This window comes from Allostigmatella hybrida (assembly GCF_020103775.1).
Classification (GTDB): Bacteria; Myxococcota; Myxococcia; order Myxococcales; family Myxococcaceae; genus Hyalangium; species Hyalangium aurantiaca.
On the sequence record NZ_JAHXBH010000016.1, the window covers coordinates 110,829 to 127,895 of the forward strand.

Sequence of the window (17,067 nt, forward strand, 5' to 3'; positions counted from 1 at the left end):
GGGGGCGAGGCATGGTCCAGACCTCTGCCCCCGGTCAAGGGGCTTTAGCGCGCGTGGAAGGTCTTCCCCGCCTTCACCGTCTCCACCAGGAGCGGCGCCGGGGCGAAGCGCTCCCCGAACGTGTCGTGGTAGTGCTCCAGGCGCTGAAGCAACGCCGCGGGCGTCAGGCTGTCCGCGTACCGGAAGGGGCCGCCCCGGAACGGCGGGAAGCCCAGGCCGAAGATGGCGCCCACATCCCCATCCCTCGGACTGCGGAGGATGCCCTCGCCCAGGCAACGCACCGCCTCGTTGACCATCTGCAGGACGCACCGCTCGGCCATCTCGGCGCGATCGATGGCCTTGCGGTCCTGGCCGGTGGGCAGCAGCGCGTAGACCGACGGGTCCACCTCCTTCTTCTTCCCGTTGTAGGTGTAGAAGCCCTTCTTGTTCTTGCGGCCCAGGCGCCCGTCCTCGATGACTCGGTCGAGCGTCTTCGGGGCCGCCAGCCGCTTGCCGAAGGCCGCCTCCATGATGGGGCCCACCTTGTGCGCCACATCGATGCCCACCTCGTCCAGCAGGGTGATGGGGCCCACCGGGAAGCCGAAGTCCACGAGCGCCCTGTCCAGCTCGGCGATGTCCGCGCCTTCGGCCAGCAGGTAGGCCGCCTCGTTCATGTACGGGGCGAGGATGCGCGAGGTGTAGAAGCCCACCCCGTCGTTGACGACGATGACCGTCTTGCCCTGCTTGCGGCCCACCTCCACGCAGGTGGCCGTCACCCACTCGGCGGTGCCCGGGTGGGTGATGATCTCCAGCAGCGGCATCTTGTTCACCGGGCTGAAGTAGTGCATCCCGATGACCAGCTCCGGCCGGCGGCTGGCCTTGGCCAGCTCGGTGATGGGCAGGCTGGAGGTGTTGGAGGCGAAGATGCACCCATCGTGCGTCACCGCCTCCGTCTCGGCCAGCACGCGCTGCTTGAGCTTCAGGTCCTCGAACACCGCCTCGATGATGAGGTCCACCGTCTTGAAGCCGCTGTAGTCCGTGCCCGCGGAGACGAGCGCCATCTTCGCGGTGGCCTCGCGCCCCGTCAGCGAGCGCTTCTTCACGCGCTCATCCAGGATGCTCTGCACCTGCTTGAGCGCACGCCCGGCGCCCAGGTCATCCTTGTCCTTCACGCGCACCGGCACGCCCTGGAGCGCCGAGGACACATAGGCGATGCCGCCGCCCATGAGCCCGCCGCCGAGCACGCCCACCTTCTTCACCTCGCGCGCCTTCACCTGGGGGTTGGCGGTGCCGTTCTCCTTCTTCAGCGCCGTGGTGGCGAAGAAGAGCTCCACGAGCCGCTGGGAGACGTCCGACACCACCAGCTCGCCAAACAGCCGCGCCTCGGTCTCCAGCCCCGCCTGGCGCCCGGACACCACGCCCACGCGCACGGACTCCAGCGCCTTCTCCTGCGCGGGGTAGTGGCCGCGCGTCTTCTTCAGGAGCTGCTTGCGCGCCTGGTCAAAGAGGAGCTTGCGGCCCAGGGGGTTGTCCTCGAGCGCCACCTCGGTCCACATCTCCTTGTTGGCCAGCCCCTTGAAGAACCCCGCGAGGCCCTTCTTGGACTGGGCCGCCACCGCCTTGAGCCCCTGGCCGTGGGCGCGCTCCACCTTCAGCGTCCCGGCGGCCAGCTCGCGCGCGCGCCGCAGCGCCAGGGAGCGCAGCAGGGACACCGGCGCCACCTCGTCCACCAGGCCCAGCCGCTTCGCCTTCGAGGGCTTCACGTGCTTGCCGGTGAGGATGAGGTCCAACGCCGCCTGCACGCCGATGAGCGCCGGCAGCCGCTGCGTGCCGCCCCCGCCTGGCAACAGGCCGAGCTGCACCTCGGGCAGGCCCAGCACCGTCTTGGGGCTGTCGGTGATGAGGCGGTAGTCACACGCCAGCGCCCACTCCAGCCCGCCACCCAGGCACGAGCCGTGGATGGCGGCCACCACGGGCTTGGGGAACGCATCGAGCCGGTCGAAGCCCTTCTGGGCGTTCCGGGCGACGGTAGCGGCCTCCTCGGCCGTTTTGATCTTCTGGAGGAAGTCGATCTTCGCCCCCGCCACGAAGTTGTCCTTCTTCCCGGAGATGAAGACCACCGCCTTCACCTCGGGCGCCTGCTCCGCGCGGGTGAGCAGCGCGTCGAAGGCGAGCCCCGTCTCCGGCGAGAGCGTGTTCACCGCCGAGTCCGGCAGGTCGAACGTGAAGACCGCGACGCCGTCGTCGACCTGGTAGGAAAAACCGTGCTTCACCTCGAGCTCTTCCAGTTGGATGGCCATCACGCACGCTCCAGAATCACCGCGGCCCCCAGGCCGCCAGCGGCACAGACGGTGCACAGCACCGTGTTCTTGTTCCGGCGCTTCAGCTCCTGGAGCGCCTGGGTGACGATGCGCGCCCCCGTCGCCCCGAATGGGTGGCCCAGGGCGATGGAGCCGCCGTTCACGTTGACCCGCTCCCGGTCCACCTCGCCCACCGGGCCACTCCACCCGGCCTTCTTGGCGAAGGCGGGCGAGGCGAGCGCCTGGATGTTGCTGGCCACCTGGGCCGCGAACGCCTCGTGCATCTCCACGAGATCAATGTCCGAGAGCTTCATGCCCGCGCGCTGGAGCGCCACGGGCACCGCGTAGGCGGGCCCCTGCAGGAGCTGGTCGGCCGGGTCCGTGGCGGCATATGCGTGGGCCCGCAGGTAGCCCAGGGGCTCGTACCCGAGCGCCCGGGCCTTCTCCTCGCTCATGAGCAGCAGGGCGGCGGCGCCGTCCGTGAGCGGCGAGGCATTGCCTGCGGTGATGCTGCCGTACTTGCGGTCGAAGGCCGGCCTGAGCTGGGCGAGCGCCTCCAGGCTGGTGTCGCCCCGGACGATGTTGTCTTTGGCGGCCACATCCTCGTAGCGGGGCGGGACGACGATGCGCATCACCTCCTGGTCGAAGCGGCCCTCCTGCCAGGCCCGGGCGGCGTTCTGGTGGGAGGCCAGGGCGATGCGGTCCTGCTCCTCGCGCGAGATGCCGTTCTCCTTGGCCATCTTCTCGGCGCTCTCGCCCATCGTCATGCCGGTGGAGTACTCGGCGATGGCGGGGGGCACGGGCAGCAGGTCCTTGCCCTGGAGCTTCTGGAAGGGCTTGAGCTTCTCGGCCAGGCTCTTGGCCTTGGAGGAGGCCACCAGCGCGTGCGCCAGAGGCCTGCTGGTGAAGATGGGCGCGTCCGACATGGACTCGGTGCCGCCGGCGATGATGACGTCCGCCTCCCCCACCGCGATGGCGTTGGCCGCCGTCGTCATGGCCTGGATGGAGGTGGCGCACGCACGCGCCACGGTGAACGCTTCAATCTTGCGCGGCAGCCCCGCGGCGATGACCACCTCGCGCGCGATGGAGGGGGCCGTCAGCGTGGGGATGACCTGGCCGAAGACCACCTGGTTGATTTCATTGGGATCGATGTCCGCCCGCTGCACCAGCTCCTGAACCACCGCCTTGCCCAAGTCCAGCGCGGTCAGTCCGGAGAAGACGCTCCCCGCCTTCACGAACGGGGTCCGCAAGCCGCGGACGATGGCCACCCGTGGGTGGCCGTTTCTCTCACGTGCCATGTGCCTCACCCTCCGACTGCGAGTGAGGTGCTTCTAATGGCCTCTTTCGCGGTGCGTCAACGAAAGATTGACTCGAAAATCAACCCTGTCTCCTCCCGAGCGTTCGCGCGGAAGGGGGACGGGCGGACAGGCGGGCCTACGGGGCAGGCGTGCCCTGGCGAAGCGCGGCGCCATGGCGGTGCACCGCCTCGACGAGGAACTTCGCGGCCTCGGGGTCGGTGGGGGGAAGGATGCCGTGGCCGAGGTTGAAGATGTGCCCCACGGGGCCCGCCCGCTGGAGGATGTCCACCACCCGCTCCTCCAGCTCCTCGCGGGGCAGGAACAGGTGCAGCGGGTCCAGGTTGCCCTGCACCGCCACGTCCTGGCCCAGGACGCGCCGCCCCTCGTCCGCGGGGAGGCGCCAGTCCAGGCCGATGACGTCCGCGCCCGTGCGCTTGAGCAGCGGCAGGTGGGGGGACATGCCCGTGCCGAAGACGATGACGGGCACCCCCGTGGCCTGCAGCTCCTTCACCATGCGCGTGAGGTAGGGAAGGCTGAAACGCTCGAAGTCGTAGGGGGAGAGCTCCCCGCCCCACGAGTCGAAGATCTGGACAATCTTCGCCCCCGCCTCCACCTGCATCTTCAAGTAGGGGATGAGCGTGTCGGTGAGCTTCTGGAAGAACGTGTGCGCCAGCTTCGGCTGCTCGAAGAGCAGGCGCTTGATGAGGATGTAGCTCTTGGAGCCGCCCCCCTCGACCATGTAGGCCGCCAGGGTGAAAGGCGCTCCGGCGAAGCCGATGACGGGCACCGAGTCGTTCAGCGCCTTGCGCGTGCGGCGGATGGCCTCGGCGACGAAGCCCGTGCCCTCGACGGGGTCCGGCACGGCGAGCCGCTCGATGTCCGCGGCGGTGCGCACGGGCTGGGGAAAGTGAGGCCCCTTGTCCCCCAGCTCCAGGGTGATGCCCATCGCCTCCACGGGGATGAGAATGTCCGAGAAGATGATGGCCGCGTCCACGCCCAGGCGGGTGACGGGCTGCACGGTGACCTCGGCGGCGAGGTCCGGGTGCTTGCACAGGTCGAGAAACGCGATGTTGCCGCGAATGGCGCGGTACTCCGGCAGGTAGCGCCCCGCCTGACGCATGAGCCACACCGGCGTGGTGTCGGTGGGCTGCCGGCGAGCGGCCTTCAACAATCTGTCATTCATGGAGGTGCCCTCTGGCGCCACCGGGCGCCCTGCCCCCGGCCATACCGGACTTCGGCCCGGAAGTCCTGCCCCTCGCTCATGGGAGCGCTCCGAAAGACGCCCACGAACGGCAAGGGCCGGACCCGCTGCCTGGAGCGGATCCGGCCCGGGGGGCGCCCTGTGCCCCAGAGAGGCCTTACTTGGCGATCAGCAGGAGCAGGCCCCGGCCGCACAGGCCGTAGACGTACCCTTCCCCGCCGAGCTGCACCTCGGAGCCGGGCGCCACCGCGTTGACGCCACCCGCCTCCGCCCAGGGGCAGGTGTCCGCCACCCGGTACCAGCTCTTCCCATTGCCAGGCCACGGCAGGTTGAAGTTCACGCTGCCCGACCAGCCGTTATAGGCGACGTAGAGGGCGCTGGCGGAGTCACCGAGCTCGGTCCCGTCGATGCGGAAGGCGATGGCGTGGTTGCCCCCGCTGTCGAAGTAGCTCGCATCGGGCACGTAGCCGTCCGGCTTGAACCAGCGGTGCTGCTCCATCACGTTGCCGTTGGTGTCATGGCCCACGTAGAAGCTCGCGGGCCGCAGCGCCGGGTGCGCCTTGCGGAAGGCGATGAGCCGCTCGGTGAACGTCTTGAACTTCGCCTGGTCCGCGGACAGGGAGTAGTTCAGCCAGTTCTTGTCCGAGTCCAGGTTGTACACGTTGTTGTTGCAGGCCTGGGTGCGCAGGAACTCGTCACCCCCGTTGAACATGGGCACGCCCGCGCTGAGCATCAGGAAGGCCATGCCGTTGCGTGCGGCCTTGCGCTGGTCCACGGCGATGCCGCCCTGGTCCCAGCTGTGGTTGTTGTCCTCGCCGCCATCCGAGGGACCGTAGGGCCAGGGCTGGTTGTTGTTCTTGCTGTTGCAGGTGTAGAGATCGTTCAGCGTGAGGCCATCGTGGGCCACCATGAAGTTGATGGAGTGGTAGGGCTTGCGCGTATCGCCGTTGCCCTCGCCGAACAGGTCCGCCGAGCCGGTGAAGCGGGTGGCGAGCTGTCCCGGGGTGATGGTCTCCACGCCCATCTGGTTCTGGTCCTTGCGGAAGGTGTCACGGTAGATGCCGTTCCACTCGGCCCAGCCGCTGGGGAAATTGCCCACCTGGTACGAGTTGCCCCCAATGGCCCAGGGCTCGGCGATGAAGTCGGTGCCCGCCCCTCCGGTGCCGGGCCGGGGGCTCAAGTCCCGCAGGATGCGGTTGAGCGCCGTGCCGGTGTGGTCCCGCTGGTAGTTGAACCCCCCGTGCTCCTGGGTGTTGCCGAGCACCGAGGCCAGGTCGAACCGGAAGCCGTCCACGCCCAGCGTGTCCTTCCAGTACGCCAGCGAGTGGACGATGAGGTCCTGCGCCTTCGCATTGAAGGTGTTGTAGTTGCCCCCGACGCCGGTGTTGTCCCAGTTGAACTGCTTGTCGCCGGTCAGGCTGTAGTAGGTGGCGTTGTCGAGCCCGCGGAAGGAGATGACGTTGTAGGTGCTGGCGTCGCCCCCGTTCCAGGCACCGCCCTCGCCCGTGTGGTTGTAGACCACGTCGACGAAGACCTTGATGCCGTTGTCGTGGAAGGCCTTGACCATCTCCTTGAACTCGCGCGTGGGGCCGCCCGCCGACTTGTCGTAGGCGTAGCGCCGGTCGGGCGCGAAGTAGTTGAGGGTCATGTAGCCCCAGTAGTTGTCCCCCGCGGTGCTCGCCACGTTGTCGTTGGCGTCATTCTCCGTCTCCTGCAGGGGCAGGAACTCCACGGCGGTGACGCCCAGCGCCGCGAGCGCGGGGGCCTTCAGCCCGGCGCCCTTGTAGGTGCCCCGGTAGGCGGCGGTGATGGACGGATCATTGCGCGTGAGGCCGCGCACGTGGACCTCGTAGATGACATCGTCCTTGAGGGCCCGCGTGGGCCGGGTGCCGATGGACTGGCTGTCCCCCGCGAGCACCACCCCCTTGGGGGCCCGGGGGCCACTGTCGATGGTGCGGTACTTCGGTCCGGAGGCGAACACCGTCCCATCGGTGCTCTGGGCGTTGGCCGGATCATGGCTGATCTCCAGCGCGTACGGATCCAACAGGACCTTGTTGGGGTTGAACCGGTTCCCGTTGGCGTCGACGTCCGAGATGAAGCCCGTCGAGGAGCCCTTGGTCCAGGACGTGCTGTACGGCCAGTTGGGCCCCCAGGCCCGGTAGCCGTAGTACACGGTCCCCGCCCCCAGGGCGGACGCGGACACCGTCGTCGACCAGACGCTGGTGGTCGCGTTCTTGGTCATCACGTACTTCGAGTGCTCCGAGGCGCCGTACGCGGTCTTGTAGATGTACAGCTCGATGCGCGTGGCGTTCTTCGAATAGACCTGGAAGGAGATGTTGCTCTTCGTGGAGTCGTAGCGGGCCCCCAGCGTCCAGCTCACGGCGCCCTGCTCCTGCATCCCCAGGGCGGGGGGGGCGTCTTCCCAGGAGGCGGCAGCAGGGTCCGAGGCACCGCAGCCGGCCAGGGCCACGCTCAGGCTGGCGGCCAGCAGGGGCCGCCACGGCCTGGTAAGATTTCTGATGGACGTCATCATGTTGATTGCAACTCCCGGCGCGGATGCGATGAGCGCTACAGGGGGGCCCGCGCTCGCCCGTACTGCAACCTTCCACCATTGCTTGAGCGGCCGAGTCAACGCGCCCCTATATTGAGGAGGCGATTGACGCAGAGCGGTGGACCGCCAGCGGACATCGGAGGGGTTCCCGGGGGCAGCACGCAGGAATGATCAGGCCGGCAAAAACGTATGCTTGACACAGGGGGAGGTGGCCGATACAAGGCCGCCCATCGACGCGGCGGTGGCCGAGGGCGGATAGCTCAGCGGTAGAGCGTCGCCCTTACAAGGCGAGGGTCACAGGTTCGATCCCTGTTCCGCCCAAGAGAGTTGTGGGGAGTTAGTTCAGTTGGTTAGAACGCCGGCCTGTCACGCCGGAGGCCACGGGTTCAAGTCCCGTACTCCTCGCCAAAAAGAAGGGCCCGGAATCGCAAGGTTCCGGGCCCTTCGCCTTTTCAGCGTCCGAGTCGCCCTGAAAGCCGCACATGGCAACCCGCCTGAGCGTCGCGGTCCTACTCCTCACCCTTATCAGTGCGTGCGCCACGCCGCGTGTCGTCCGCCTCGACACCGGGCAGGGCTCACCCCTGGAGTACAGACCGTCCCCCTCCAACAAGTCCGTGAAGGTGGACGCGAGCGCATTCGAGGAGGCGCTGGGGCAGTTGGTGCTGGAGGTGCCCCTGACACTTCGTGCTCCTCAACAAGGCTGGCTGGTGCGCATCTCCCACGCCGGCAACGCTGCGAACACTCGCTGGCATCACCTGATGCGCAAGAGCTTCGGCGGCCTCTGTGAGCCGGGCCAGCGCAGGGACAACTGCCTCTCTCTGCTCGACGATGAGAGGGGCTTGGGCGAGTGGGACAAGCTGGGGGTCGCCTTGGGCCTGTCGCTGGAGCCCCTCAAGGAGTCCATCGCCAGGGCGGTGGAGAAAACCCTGGCGCCCCAGCTCTTCTACATCGTCATCGCCACGGGCCTCATCACCTGGGCCGTCCTGGCGGCCACCCCCGAGCCGGTGTTCACCAAGGCGGCGGCCATCGTCTCGGCGGTCCTGCTCATCTACCTGGGAGTGGAGACTTTCCTGGAGGTGGTGGACGCGAGCCGGGAGTTGAAGGCGGCCACGGATCGGGCCACCACCTGGATGGAACTGGAGCAGGCCGGTCAGCGCTTCGCCAACCGGGTGGGTCCGGAGATGGCGCGCGTCTTCGTCCTCGCGATCACCGTGGTGGTGAGTCATGGCATGACCGGGGGCGCCGCGTGGCTGGCCTCGCGGTTGTCGATGTTGCCCCGCTTCACGGAGGCATCCGTGGCAGGGGCCTCACGAGTAGGCATCCACCTGGCGAGCGTAGGACAGGTACGTGCAGTGGCCGTCGTAGGAAGCACCGTCATCATCTCTCTTCCTGGCACGGCGGTCGCCATGGCCGCCCAGAGCAAGGCCGGAGGAGAATCCGCAGCGGGGAGCAATCCTGCCGGCTTTAGATCCTGGGGCTCGTTCAGCGGTCTCAAGAGTGCTCTGGGCTCTGCGGGACCAGGCAAGCTCGAGAAGATCCAGAAGGGAATCTGGGGAGCCCGGAAGTGAGTCTCGAAAAACTCGTGGAGACATTCGCCCAGCACGCCGCAGCTCAGACCGATGCGATCTGGCAGGGAGACGCGAAGACCGGAAACAAGCACGCCAAGAAGGTGAACGCGGCATTCGACAAGCTGTGCGCACATGGCAACCCTGGGAGGAATGCACTCGCAGCTCTGTTCATGCATCCTCGCATGGACGTTCGAGTCAAGGCGGCAGCTTTCCTCCTTCGCCATAGAACGGAGGAGGCCAAGGCGGTCCTGAAGGAGGCAGCGCAGGGGGAAGGCCTTGTTTCCTTCGCGGCCTCCGAGGCGTTGAAGCGCTGGGAAGAAGGAACCTGGTCCTTGGACCCAGGTTAGGACTTCTTTCTTCCGGAACCAACTTCGGGAGGCGCGGGCGCAGGCACTCCGGGAGGTGGAGGCAGCCATCGCCCGGCGCAACCAGCGCCGCATCCCCTACCGCGCCCTGCTCCCCTCGGAGATTCCGCAGAGCATCAACATCTGACCCGCAGTGCGGTTCACGGCGGAAGGCATGAGGCCGCTCTGTCTCACGCCTTTCCAGGCCTCAGGGCAGGCATGGCCTGCCAGCGGTCATGCCACGGCCCGGACCGGTTGCGCCCCATCCATCAGGGCCTCCGTCAGCCTGTCCACATCGTCCAGCGGCACGTCCTTGAAGGTGACGAGCGCCTGGCCCTTGCTGTTGCGCACGGACACGCGCACGGGGCTCGTGGCGGGGAACCGGCTGGCGACGGCCTCGCGGTACACCTCCACCCGGGCCAGCTCCCCCTCGGAGGGCGGTTTGCTGGAAGACGGCTTGCGCTTGAGCTGCAGGGCCTTGCGCAGATCCTCCACGGTGCAGGCACCGAACGGCTTGGACTGCACCACCCCATGCGCGTTGGGGACCTCGATGGGGGTGGGACCCGGCTCGTTCGGATCCGAGGTCAGGCCAGCCGCCTCCTCGTAGGTGATCAACAAGCTCAGGGCCGTGACGCCGTACCGCGTGCAGGCCGCCGCGTTGAACGCCTTGGCCACGGCGCCATACATGGCCAGGGCCGAGCGCGAGAGCACCTTCACGTGCTCGGCGAAGTACGCCTGGGCGCTCTTGTGGCCACTGGCCTCCGCCAGCTGGTTTTCCACCACGTGGTTGTAGAGCAAGCCGATGCGGTGGTGGTTGTAGTTCTCCTGGGAGACGAGCACGAGCATGTGCTGGCGCACCTGCTCCAGCGTCATCCGGCGGATCTCCTCGGTGCTGGTCTGCGAAGTCATCAACGGCTCCTTTTCGGGTGTGCGTGTTGCGTCGGGTGCCGCGTTACGCGGCGGTGACCGGCAAAGCACGCAACGGGCCAACCCCAGACGGCTGGCGCAAGGAGCGGAACCACCTGTCGAAAGCAGCTGACCGTCCCGATCCATGGACGGAAACCGTCCAGAAGATGGACGGTGGGTCCACGAACGGAACGGCCAGGGGGAGGTGTCTAACCAGTTAGACACCTCGATGGGCGGGCCAGGTGTCTAACCAGTTAGACACCTCTCCCTCCGGCGCTCCCATTCCGGGAGCAGGACTACCACCCACAGTTGGCCGAGGGGACCGTGGCCCGATGGTTCCCATTGAGGGAGGCGGACTGTCCCCACACGAAGCCGGGGCTGTTCCTTTTCGTCTCGAAGAAGCAGCCCAACTGGTAGTCCTGGCCTCCCACCGAGCGGGCCCACTCGGCGCACGTCTCGGCGCTCCAGCTCGCGGGAACGTTGATGGAGTCCCGGAACACGCTAGGAACCACCGCACTGCACACCTTCTGTCCACCGGGGGACCCTGGGGGCGGCGGCTTGGGGCCCGCGGCCACCGCCGGGTTGGCCAAGAACATCACCGCCACCATCCACGCCGCCGAGAGGATTCTTTGCTGTGCCGCCAAGGTGCTTCTCCTGTGGGGTCGGTCGCTGGCCGTTCTGGGCCGCGCCGGGTACGAGGCTCCTGACTGGCTGGCCGGAGGGTTTATTCAGCGCGCAGGGGTTCCCACAAAAAGCCACATGGCGCCGTCACGGGAACAGCCCGCCTGTGTTGTCCAGCAGGCACTGCCCGGAGGGGAGGGCCGACAACCCGCAAGCCCGTACCTAACTTGAATCCCGGGTCTTCCACCGGAGCCATGCCCTCATGTCCAGTGCCGTTCAGATGCCATCCCGGAGCGGAACAGCCTCCGTGGCGGCGGCACCCCCGTGGGTCGTGTTCGATCACACGGTCGAGGGACTGTTCCGCGTGGCCCTGCATGGGCGTTTGTCCGCGTCCACCGAGTCGAACCTGCGCCGGGCCGGGCTGGATTTGTCGAAGAAGCTGCTGCCGGCCTACTCCTTCGAGACGTGGAAGCGCTGCCTGGAGATCGTCGCCACGGACCTGTATCCGCACCTGCCCCCCGCCGAGGCCTGGCGGGCGATTGGCCGGACCATCGTGGAGGGCGTGGGCCGCACCGTGATTGGCCGGGCCACGCTGGCGGTGGCGCGGCTGCTCGGGCCGCTGCGGGCCCTCCGGCGGCTGCGCCACATGCTCCAGAGCGCGGACAACTACGTCGAGGCCTCCGTCACCGAGCGCTCCGCCACCTGCGTCGAGGTGTCGATCAACGAGGTGATGGGGCATCCCACCTACTACCAGGGCATCCTGGAAGCGTGCCTCGGCATCACGGGCGCCCAGGGCGTTCAGGTGGACGTGCTCTCCTGCGAGGGCAAGGGCGCCACGTTCCTGGTGGCGTGGACGCAGTAACCCCCCGGAGCCTGCAGCGGGCCTGAAGTCTGACGCCGCCCCCGGGGCCGAGCACATCCACGGCCTCGCCGGCGGCAGCCTGCCCCCCATCACCGATGCCGTGCCCCGCAGCCAGAACAAGCTGCGGTGGATCCGCGTCCGGCAAGCTGGACGCGCCGCTCCACCCCTGCGCTCTGTCAAAACAGACATTCTCCAATGACTCGCAAGAATGCCTTACCGCGACAGGAAGCCATTCATTGCCACCCGGGACATGCAGGGAATTCTCCCGGACGTCCAGAACTGCATCGTGCCCTGCCCCACCGCCGGAGAACAGCGGGCGCGGGATGCCCTGCCGTCCGGGTTTGAATCCCTGTTTGCAACCTGGGGTGCCGTCCCGAATCTGAGCAACGATTGGCCGGAAGTCCTTCTCTTGTCCCAAAGTGCAGCGCCTCGCGGGGCACCTCACAGGGCGCGCCGGGGCACGCTCGGACTTCCCGCTCAGCTTGACGTTCAGCAGGCGCACTTTCCCTGGCACCGCGGTGGCGCCCAACCAGTCATTCCAGGGTCAGTAGTGCAACCACGAACCATGTCCAGATTGGTGGACGTGAGCGTCCATGGTTCACCGTCACGGCCCCGCATTCTCCCCGCTGATCCAATCCCAGAAGAGCCTACCCGCGGAGCCGCCCTCACCCACCATGGGCTTCCAGAAGGAGCAGGTACGAAGACCATGAGCACCCCGTTCGAAGCGCGTCTGCGGGCCCTGAAGACCCCTCCCGTCATCTCCCGCTACTTCTCGGAGGGAGAACCCGCGGATCGCATGCCTCCCGAGAAGCTGGCCCGGTATCAGCTCGAATCGCTCAAGGCCCTCGTCCAGCGGGCGTATGAGCACTCCCCGTTCTATCAGGAGAAGATGAAGCAGGCGGGCATCGGCCCCCAGGACATCGAGCAGTTGCAGGACCTGGGCCGGCTCCCCTTCCTGACGAAGGACGAGCTGCGCGGAAAGCCCTGGCTCCTCCTGACCTGCGACAAGAAAGACGTCGTGCTCGTGCAGGTCTCCACGGGAACCACGGGCGGCGAAGAAATCTACATGGCGTACACGTGGAACGATTACCTCCTCCACGATCTCTCCCCTCAATACAAACACCTGTTTCCCGTGGGGCCGGGCGACATCTGCCTGAATGCCCTGCCGTACGAGATGAGCACCGCGGGGCTCGCCTTTCACAAGACTTTCATGGAGGGCTATCAGGCCACCGTCATCCCCGCGGGCAAGGGGGGCGCGTACTCCACCGCCACCAAGACGCTCAAGATGGTCCGGGACCTGAGCCCCAATCTCATCGTCACCAGCCCCTCCTGGGCCATCACGCTGGCGGAAGAGGCCGCGCGCAGCGGCATCTCCCTGCCCAGCCTGGGGCTGAAGAAGATGTGGTTGACCGGTGAGGGGTGCTCCGCCGCCTTCCGGCAGCGCGTGGAGACACTCTTTGGCACCACGGCCAATTACTTCTACGGCTCGCTCGAGTGCGGGGCGCTCGGCATCGAATGCGATGCCCACAACGGCTACCACCTGACCCAGGCCCACGTCCTCATGGAGATCGTGGACCCCAAGACGGGGGTACCCCTGAAGCAGGGAGAGATTGGCGAGATCGCCGTGACGGCGCTCCTGCGCTACGACAGCCCCGTCATCCGCTTCCGCACCGGGGACCTGGGCTACCTGGAAACGGCCGCCTGTGCCTGTGGCTCCCCCCTGAGCCGCTTCCACCTGCGGGGCCGGGCGTTCGACCAGCTCCAGTTCCGGGGCAAGGCGCTCTCGCCCCTCCTGCTGGAGGAGTTCCTGATGCGGATGCCCGAGGTGGGCAACTGGTTCCAGTTCGTCATGCCGTCCTCGGACAGCGCGCGCATCAAAATCCGCTGTGAGCTGGCGGAGGGCATCCAGGCCTCCCCCGCGCTGGCCGCCACGATCGCGGGCCGCATGGAAGAGGCCACCCGGCTGCCGTTCGACATCGAGTTCGTGGGCCACGTGCCCCGCACGGGCGGCAAGGCCGTCCGCGTCGTCCGCGAGTAGCCCTTCCCCACAGGAGAAACACACTCATGATCATCGATGCACATGCCCACCTGTCCCCCACCCCGTTCGGCTCCGCGGAGAACTACCTGGAGATGCTGAAGGAGAGCGGCATCCAGCAGGGCGTCGTCTGTCCCGGGGGGATGCTGGATGTCCGGAAGATGAACGACTTCATCTCGGGCCAGAAGAAGCCCGACACGACACCCAAGAACGACTACGTGAGCCAGTCCGTCCAGGCCCACCCCCAGCTGCACCCGGTGGCCTGTGTGGATCCGTGTGACTCCCAGTCCGTCGCGAAGCTGGAGACGTACCTGGGCCAGGGGTTTCGCGGCCTGATGGTGTCTCCGCTCGTCCACAAGTTCTCGTTCTCGGACGGGACCATGGAGGAGCTGGCCGCCCTGTGCGGCGAGCACGGCGTTCCCATCATCTCGCACAACGGCTGGCGGCCGGGGGCCAACACCCAGGACTTCGTCCGGCTGGCCAAGGCATTCCCTCGCACGAACTTCATCCTGGAGCACATGGGGGCGCACCCCGCGGACGCGGAAGCGACGGACGCCACGGCCTCCATGGACAACCTCTTCCTGGAGACGTCGCTCGGCACCCACCTCCACATCGTGGAGACGGTGAAAAAGGCAGGACCCAACAAACTCATCTTCGGCTCCGAGTACCCCCTCTCCCATCCCGCCGTGGAGATGAAGAAAGTCTTCATGCTGCCCATCACGGATGGAGCGCGCGAGCGGATCCTCGGCGGGAACATCCGCGGACTGCTTCGCCTCGATTGATCAGCACCCAGGGGGGATCAAACCATGGCAACACCCAATCGCCTTGAAGCCATCAACCGCGTTCTGCAGCAGGCCCGTAATTCTCCGTTCTACAAGGAGCGCCTGCCGGCCACACCACTCCGGAACTGGGAGGAGTTCCAGCGCCTCCCGTTCACGTCCAAGGAGGATCTGCGCCAGCACTCGCCCCATGGCCTGGTCTGCGTCCCGGCCCAGGAGCTCCTGCAGTACCACGAGTCCTCCGCCACCACCGGGGCTCCGGTCTCGGTCTGGTACAGCCGTGACGACCTGACGGAGATCCGCGAGCGGTTCTCCGAGTGGGGCGTCGGGTTCAAGCCGGGAGACCGGGTGCTCATCCGCTTTCCCTATGCGCTCTCCACCATCGGGCACTTCGTCCACGCCGCGGCCCAGCACCGGCACGCCTGCGTGATTCCCGCCGACAGCCGCACGAGTATCACGCCCCTGCCCCGTGTCATCGAACTCATGCGCAAGTTGCAGGTCAGCGTCCTCGCCACCATCTCTCTGTCGGCGGTGATGATCGCCGAGGCCGCGGAGATGTCTGGGTTTGACCCTCGGCGGGATTTTCCTCATCTGCGAGCCATCTGCTGTGCCGGAGAGCCGTTGACGCTCTACCGGCGCAAGTTCCTCGAAGAACTCTGGGGCGTGCCTGTGTTTGACAACTACGGGATGACGGAGACGGGTCCCCAAGCCATGGATTGCCATGAGCAGCGTCTCCACCCCTGGCAGGAACAGTTCTGGATGGAAATCCTGGATGAGCGGCTCGAGAAGGAAGTGGCGCCGGGAGAGATGGGCTCCCTGGTGGTCACCTCGCTCTCCCCGAGGGCCTCGCCGATGATCCGCTACATCACGGGGGACCGGGTCCAGCGCATGGACCAGTCCTGTGGCTGCGGCCACACCTCCACCCTGCGCGTCCGCGGCCGGGCCGACGAGGCGCTGTGGGTCCAGGGCAAGCCGTTCGATCTCTGGGAGCTGGAGGAGATCATCTACCAGCTGCCCAGCCGCCGCTTCTGGAAGGTGGCCGCCGGCACGGACCGGCTGCACTTCACCGTCGAGAAGGAGCAGGAGGGGCACACCATCTCCCCGGAGCTGCTGGCGCAACTGGAACACCGTCACGGCGTGCGCTTGACGGTGGACCTGGTTCCCAAGGGCACCCTCTACGACCGCACGGAGCTCATCTCCTTCGGGATGCAGGGCAAGCCCGTCTACGTCAGCCCGTCCCAGTCTTCGCAGGAACGCCGCCCGTAACCGGACGGCGGAACTCACTTCAACCTCTGTCCGCGGCATTTCTTCCTGGCCCCTCTCACGCCGCGGGCGGCCCACATCATTGGATTGCCAGGGGAGAAAACACACATGAACGGCCTGAACATGAATGAAGTCAGCACCATGGAGAAGCGCGAGCGCATTCGTCTGGAGCGCATCGAGGGCGACCGCAACCGCATCGAGGAAACCAATTCGCTCATCGTCTGGTTCGACACCGCGGGCCTGTCCACGCCGAACGACGGCGAGGGCATGCTGGAGCGCGTCATCAACCTGGACTACACCGGCGCCGTCCTCTACCCGGACAACGTGGCCACGCTCGCGCCCGTGCTCCCGGGGCGCATGCTCAAGGTCTACAGCATCCAGCAGCTCGAGGACCTGGAGCGGCTGCGCTCCATGCCCCAGGCCGGCCAGGAGTTCATCGTGGCCAGCATGAACGCCTCGCTGCTGGAGAAGGCCGCGACCCTGGGGTTCAAGACCTGCTACCGGGCGTACGTGGATGACGGGGCGAGCCTGCACCAGTCCATCCAGGAGGGCGTCCACCACGCCTACCTGATGGTCCGCTTCCGCGACCCCACGAACATCCCCCTGGAGCTGGTGATCGCCTCGCTCCAGGCCACGCGCACCGTGCTCATCAAGGAGATCAACTCTCCGCAGGACGTGGATGACGCCATCGTCACCCTGGGCGTCATGGAGGTCGGCGCCGAGGGCGTCATGTTCTCCCCGCGCTCCCACGAGGTGCTCAGCCAGTTCGTCTCCCGGCTGGCCAACCTGAACCGCGCGCAGGTGAAGATCGAGTCCTCCACCATCGTGCGCAGCGTCCCCATCGGCATGGGCTACCGCAGCTGCATCGACACCTCGACGCTCTTCTCCCCGACGGAGGGCATGCTGGTGGGCTCCACGTCCCAGGGCGGCATCTTGTGCTGCCCGGAGGTCTTCTTCCTGCCGTACATGGAGCTGCGCCCCTTCCGGGTGAACGCCGGCGCGGTGCACAGCTATGTGTACAACTTCGGCAACCGCACCGACTACATGAGCGAGCTGCGGGCCGGCTCGCCGGTGATGCTGGTGGACCGCTCCGGCAACGCGCGCCGGGCCGCGGTGGGCCGGATGAAGACGGAGGTGCGCCCCCTGCGCCTCATCGAGGCCGAGTTCCAGAGCGGCGAGCGCATCAACACCATCATGCAGGACGACTGGCACGTCCGGATCTTCTCGGACGACGCCAAGCCGCTGAACATCACCGAGCTGCGCCCCGGGGACAAGGTGCTCGGCCACGTGGCCAAGCCCGGCCGCCACGTGGGCATCAAGGTCGACGAACACATCATCGAGAGCTGAGCGCGGACCGCTT

General features: G+C 67.1%; 12 protein-coding genes, 2 tRNA genes and 1 pseudogene. 9 read left to right on the plus strand and 6 right to left on the minus strand.

Annotated features, from left to right (window positions below):
- Nucleotides 1–44: 44 nt before the first annotated feature.
- The 4 genes from fadJ to KY661_RS23045 all read right to left on the minus strand — a co-directional run bounded on the left by fadJ (nucleotide 45) and on the right by KY661_RS23045 (nucleotide 7,311).
- Nucleotides 45–2,279: a fatty acid oxidation complex subunit alpha FadJ gene (gene fadJ, locus KY661_RS23030; RefSeq protein ID WP_225412264.1), complete on the minus strand. Its 2,235-nt coding sequence runs from the start codon at nucleotides 2,277–2,279 to the stop codon at nucleotides 45–47.
- Nucleotides 2,279–3,577, minus strand: coding sequence for an acetyl-CoA C-acyltransferase FadI (gene fadI, locus KY661_RS23035; protein ID WP_225412265.1), 1,299 nt, complete (start codon nucleotides 3,575–3,577; stop codon nucleotides 2,279–2,281). The genes fadJ and fadI overlap by 1 nt, the downstream gene beginning before the upstream one ends.
- Nucleotides 3,578–3,713: 136 nt before the next feature.
- Nucleotides 3,714–4,760, minus strand: coding sequence for a uroporphyrinogen decarboxylase (gene hemE, locus KY661_RS23040; protein WP_225412266.1), 1,047 nt, complete (start codon nucleotides 4,758–4,760; stop codon nucleotides 3,714–3,716).
- Nucleotides 4,761–4,935: 175 nt separating this feature from the next.
- A complete protein-coding gene (locus tag KY661_RS23045; protein WP_225412267.1) occupies nucleotides 4,936–7,311 on the minus strand; it encodes an isoamylase in 2,376 nt (791 codons plus the stop codon).
- 267 nt (nucleotides 7,312–7,578) lie between these two features.
- On the opposite strand from KY661_RS23045, the gene KY661_RS23050 reads away from it, so the two are divergent.
- The 4 genes and pseudogenes from KY661_RS23050 (at nucleotide 7,579) to KY661_RS23065 (ending at nucleotide 9,244) form a co-directional block, all read left to right on the plus strand.
- Nucleotides 7,579–7,650, plus strand: a tRNA-Val gene (locus KY661_RS23050).
- Between the two features lie 10 nt (nucleotides 7,651–7,660).
- A tRNA-Asp gene (locus tag KY661_RS23055) sits at nucleotides 7,661–7,737 on the plus strand.
- Between the two features lie 74 nt (nucleotides 7,738–7,811).
- Nucleotides 7,812–8,855, plus strand: a pseudogene (sitA5, locus tag KY661_RS23060) (SitA5 family polymorphic toxin); the annotation flags it as partial.
- A 38-nt stretch (nucleotides 8,856–8,893) separates the two neighbouring features.
- Nucleotides 8,894–9,244, plus strand: a complete 351-nt coding sequence (locus KY661_RS23065; protein ID WP_225412269.1) for a DUF2019 domain-containing protein — start codon at nucleotides 8,894–8,896, stop codon at nucleotides 9,242–9,244.
- A gap of 231 nt (nucleotides 9,245–9,475) precedes the next feature.
- On the opposite strand, the gene KY661_RS23070 is transcribed toward KY661_RS23065, so the two are convergent.
- Both KY661_RS23070 and KY661_RS23075 read right to left on the minus strand, forming a co-directional pair.
- Nucleotides 9,476–10,150, minus strand: coding sequence for a hypothetical protein (locus tag KY661_RS23070; RefSeq protein WP_225412270.1), 675 nt, complete (start codon nucleotides 10,148–10,150; stop codon nucleotides 9,476–9,478).
- A 293-nt stretch (nucleotides 10,151–10,443) separates the two neighbouring features.
- Entirely contained in the window at nucleotides 10,444–10,791 is a 348-nt protein-coding gene (locus KY661_RS23075; protein ID WP_225412271.1) for a hypothetical protein, read from the minus strand.
- Nucleotides 10,792–11,075: 284 nt separating this feature from the next.
- On the opposite strand from KY661_RS23075, the gene KY661_RS23080 reads away from it, so the two are divergent.
- The 5 genes from KY661_RS23080 to KY661_RS23100 all read left to right on the plus strand — a co-directional run bounded on the left by KY661_RS23080 (nucleotide 11,076) and on the right by KY661_RS23100 (nucleotide 17,054).
- Nucleotides 11,076–11,630, plus strand: coding sequence for a DUF2378 family protein (locus tag KY661_RS23080; protein WP_225412272.1), 555 nt, complete (start codon nucleotides 11,076–11,078; stop codon nucleotides 11,628–11,630).
- 706 nt (nucleotides 11,631–12,336) lie between these two features.
- Nucleotides 12,337–13,668, plus strand: coding sequence for a phenylacetate--CoA ligase family protein (locus tag KY661_RS23085; RefSeq protein WP_225412273.1), 1,332 nt, complete (start codon nucleotides 12,337–12,339; stop codon nucleotides 13,666–13,668).
- 26 nt (nucleotides 13,669–13,694) lie between these two features.
- On the plus strand, nucleotides 13,695–14,447 hold the full coding sequence (locus tag KY661_RS23090; RefSeq protein ID WP_225412274.1) for an amidohydrolase family protein: 753 nt from the start codon (nucleotides 13,695–13,697) through the stop codon (nucleotides 14,445–14,447).
- Nucleotides 14,448–14,471: 24 nt separating this feature from the next.
- Complete coding sequence (locus tag KY661_RS23095) at nucleotides 14,472–15,710, plus strand: phenylacetate--CoA ligase family protein (protein WP_225412275.1); 1,239 nt, start codon at nucleotides 14,472–14,474, stop codon at nucleotides 15,708–15,710.
- Nucleotides 15,711–15,815: 105 nt separating this feature from the next.
- Complete coding sequence (locus KY661_RS23100; protein ID WP_225412276.1) at nucleotides 15,816–17,054, plus strand: 3-dehydroquinate synthase II; 1,239 nt, start codon at nucleotides 15,816–15,818, stop codon at nucleotides 17,052–17,054.
- The last annotated feature ends 13 nt before the right edge of the window (nucleotides 17,055–17,067 follow it).

What these genes read in the sequence shown, in the direction of transcription:
- fadJ (WP_225412264.1), bottom strand. Translation starts at nt 2,279, where the DNA reads ATGGCCATCCAACTGGAAGAGCTCGAGGTGAAGCACGGTTTTTCCTAC.
- KY661_RS23090 (WP_225412274.1), top strand. Translation starts at nt 13,695, where the DNA reads ATGATCATCGATGCACATGCCCACCTGTCCCCCACCCCGTTCGGCTCC.
- KY661_RS23095 (WP_225412275.1), top strand. Translation starts at nt 14,472, where the DNA reads ATGGCAACACCCAATCGCCTTGAAGCCATCAACCGCGTTCTGCAGCAG.
- fadI (WP_225412265.1), bottom strand. Translation starts at nt 3,577, where the DNA reads ATGGCACGTGAGAGAAACGGCCACCCACGGGTGGCCATCGTCCGCGGC.
- hemE (WP_225412266.1), bottom strand. Translation starts at nt 4,760, where the DNA reads ATGAATGACAGATTGTTGAAGGCCGCTCGCCGGCAGCCCACCGACACC.
- KY661_RS23070 (WP_225412270.1), bottom strand. Translation starts at nt 10,150, where the DNA reads ATGACTTCGCAGACCAGCACCGAGGAGATCCGCCGGATGACGCTGGAG.
- KY661_RS23100 (WP_225412276.1), top strand. Translation starts at nt 15,816, where the DNA reads ATGAACGGCCTGAACATGAATGAAGTCAGCACCATGGAGAAGCGCGAG.
- KY661_RS23045 (WP_225412267.1), bottom strand. Translation starts at nt 7,311, where the DNA reads ATGATGACGTCCATCAGAAATCTTACCAGGCCGTGGCGGCCCCTGCTG.
- KY661_RS23085 (WP_225412273.1), top strand. Translation starts at nt 12,337, where the DNA reads ATGAGCACCCCGTTCGAAGCGCGTCTGCGGGCCCTGAAGACCCCTCCC.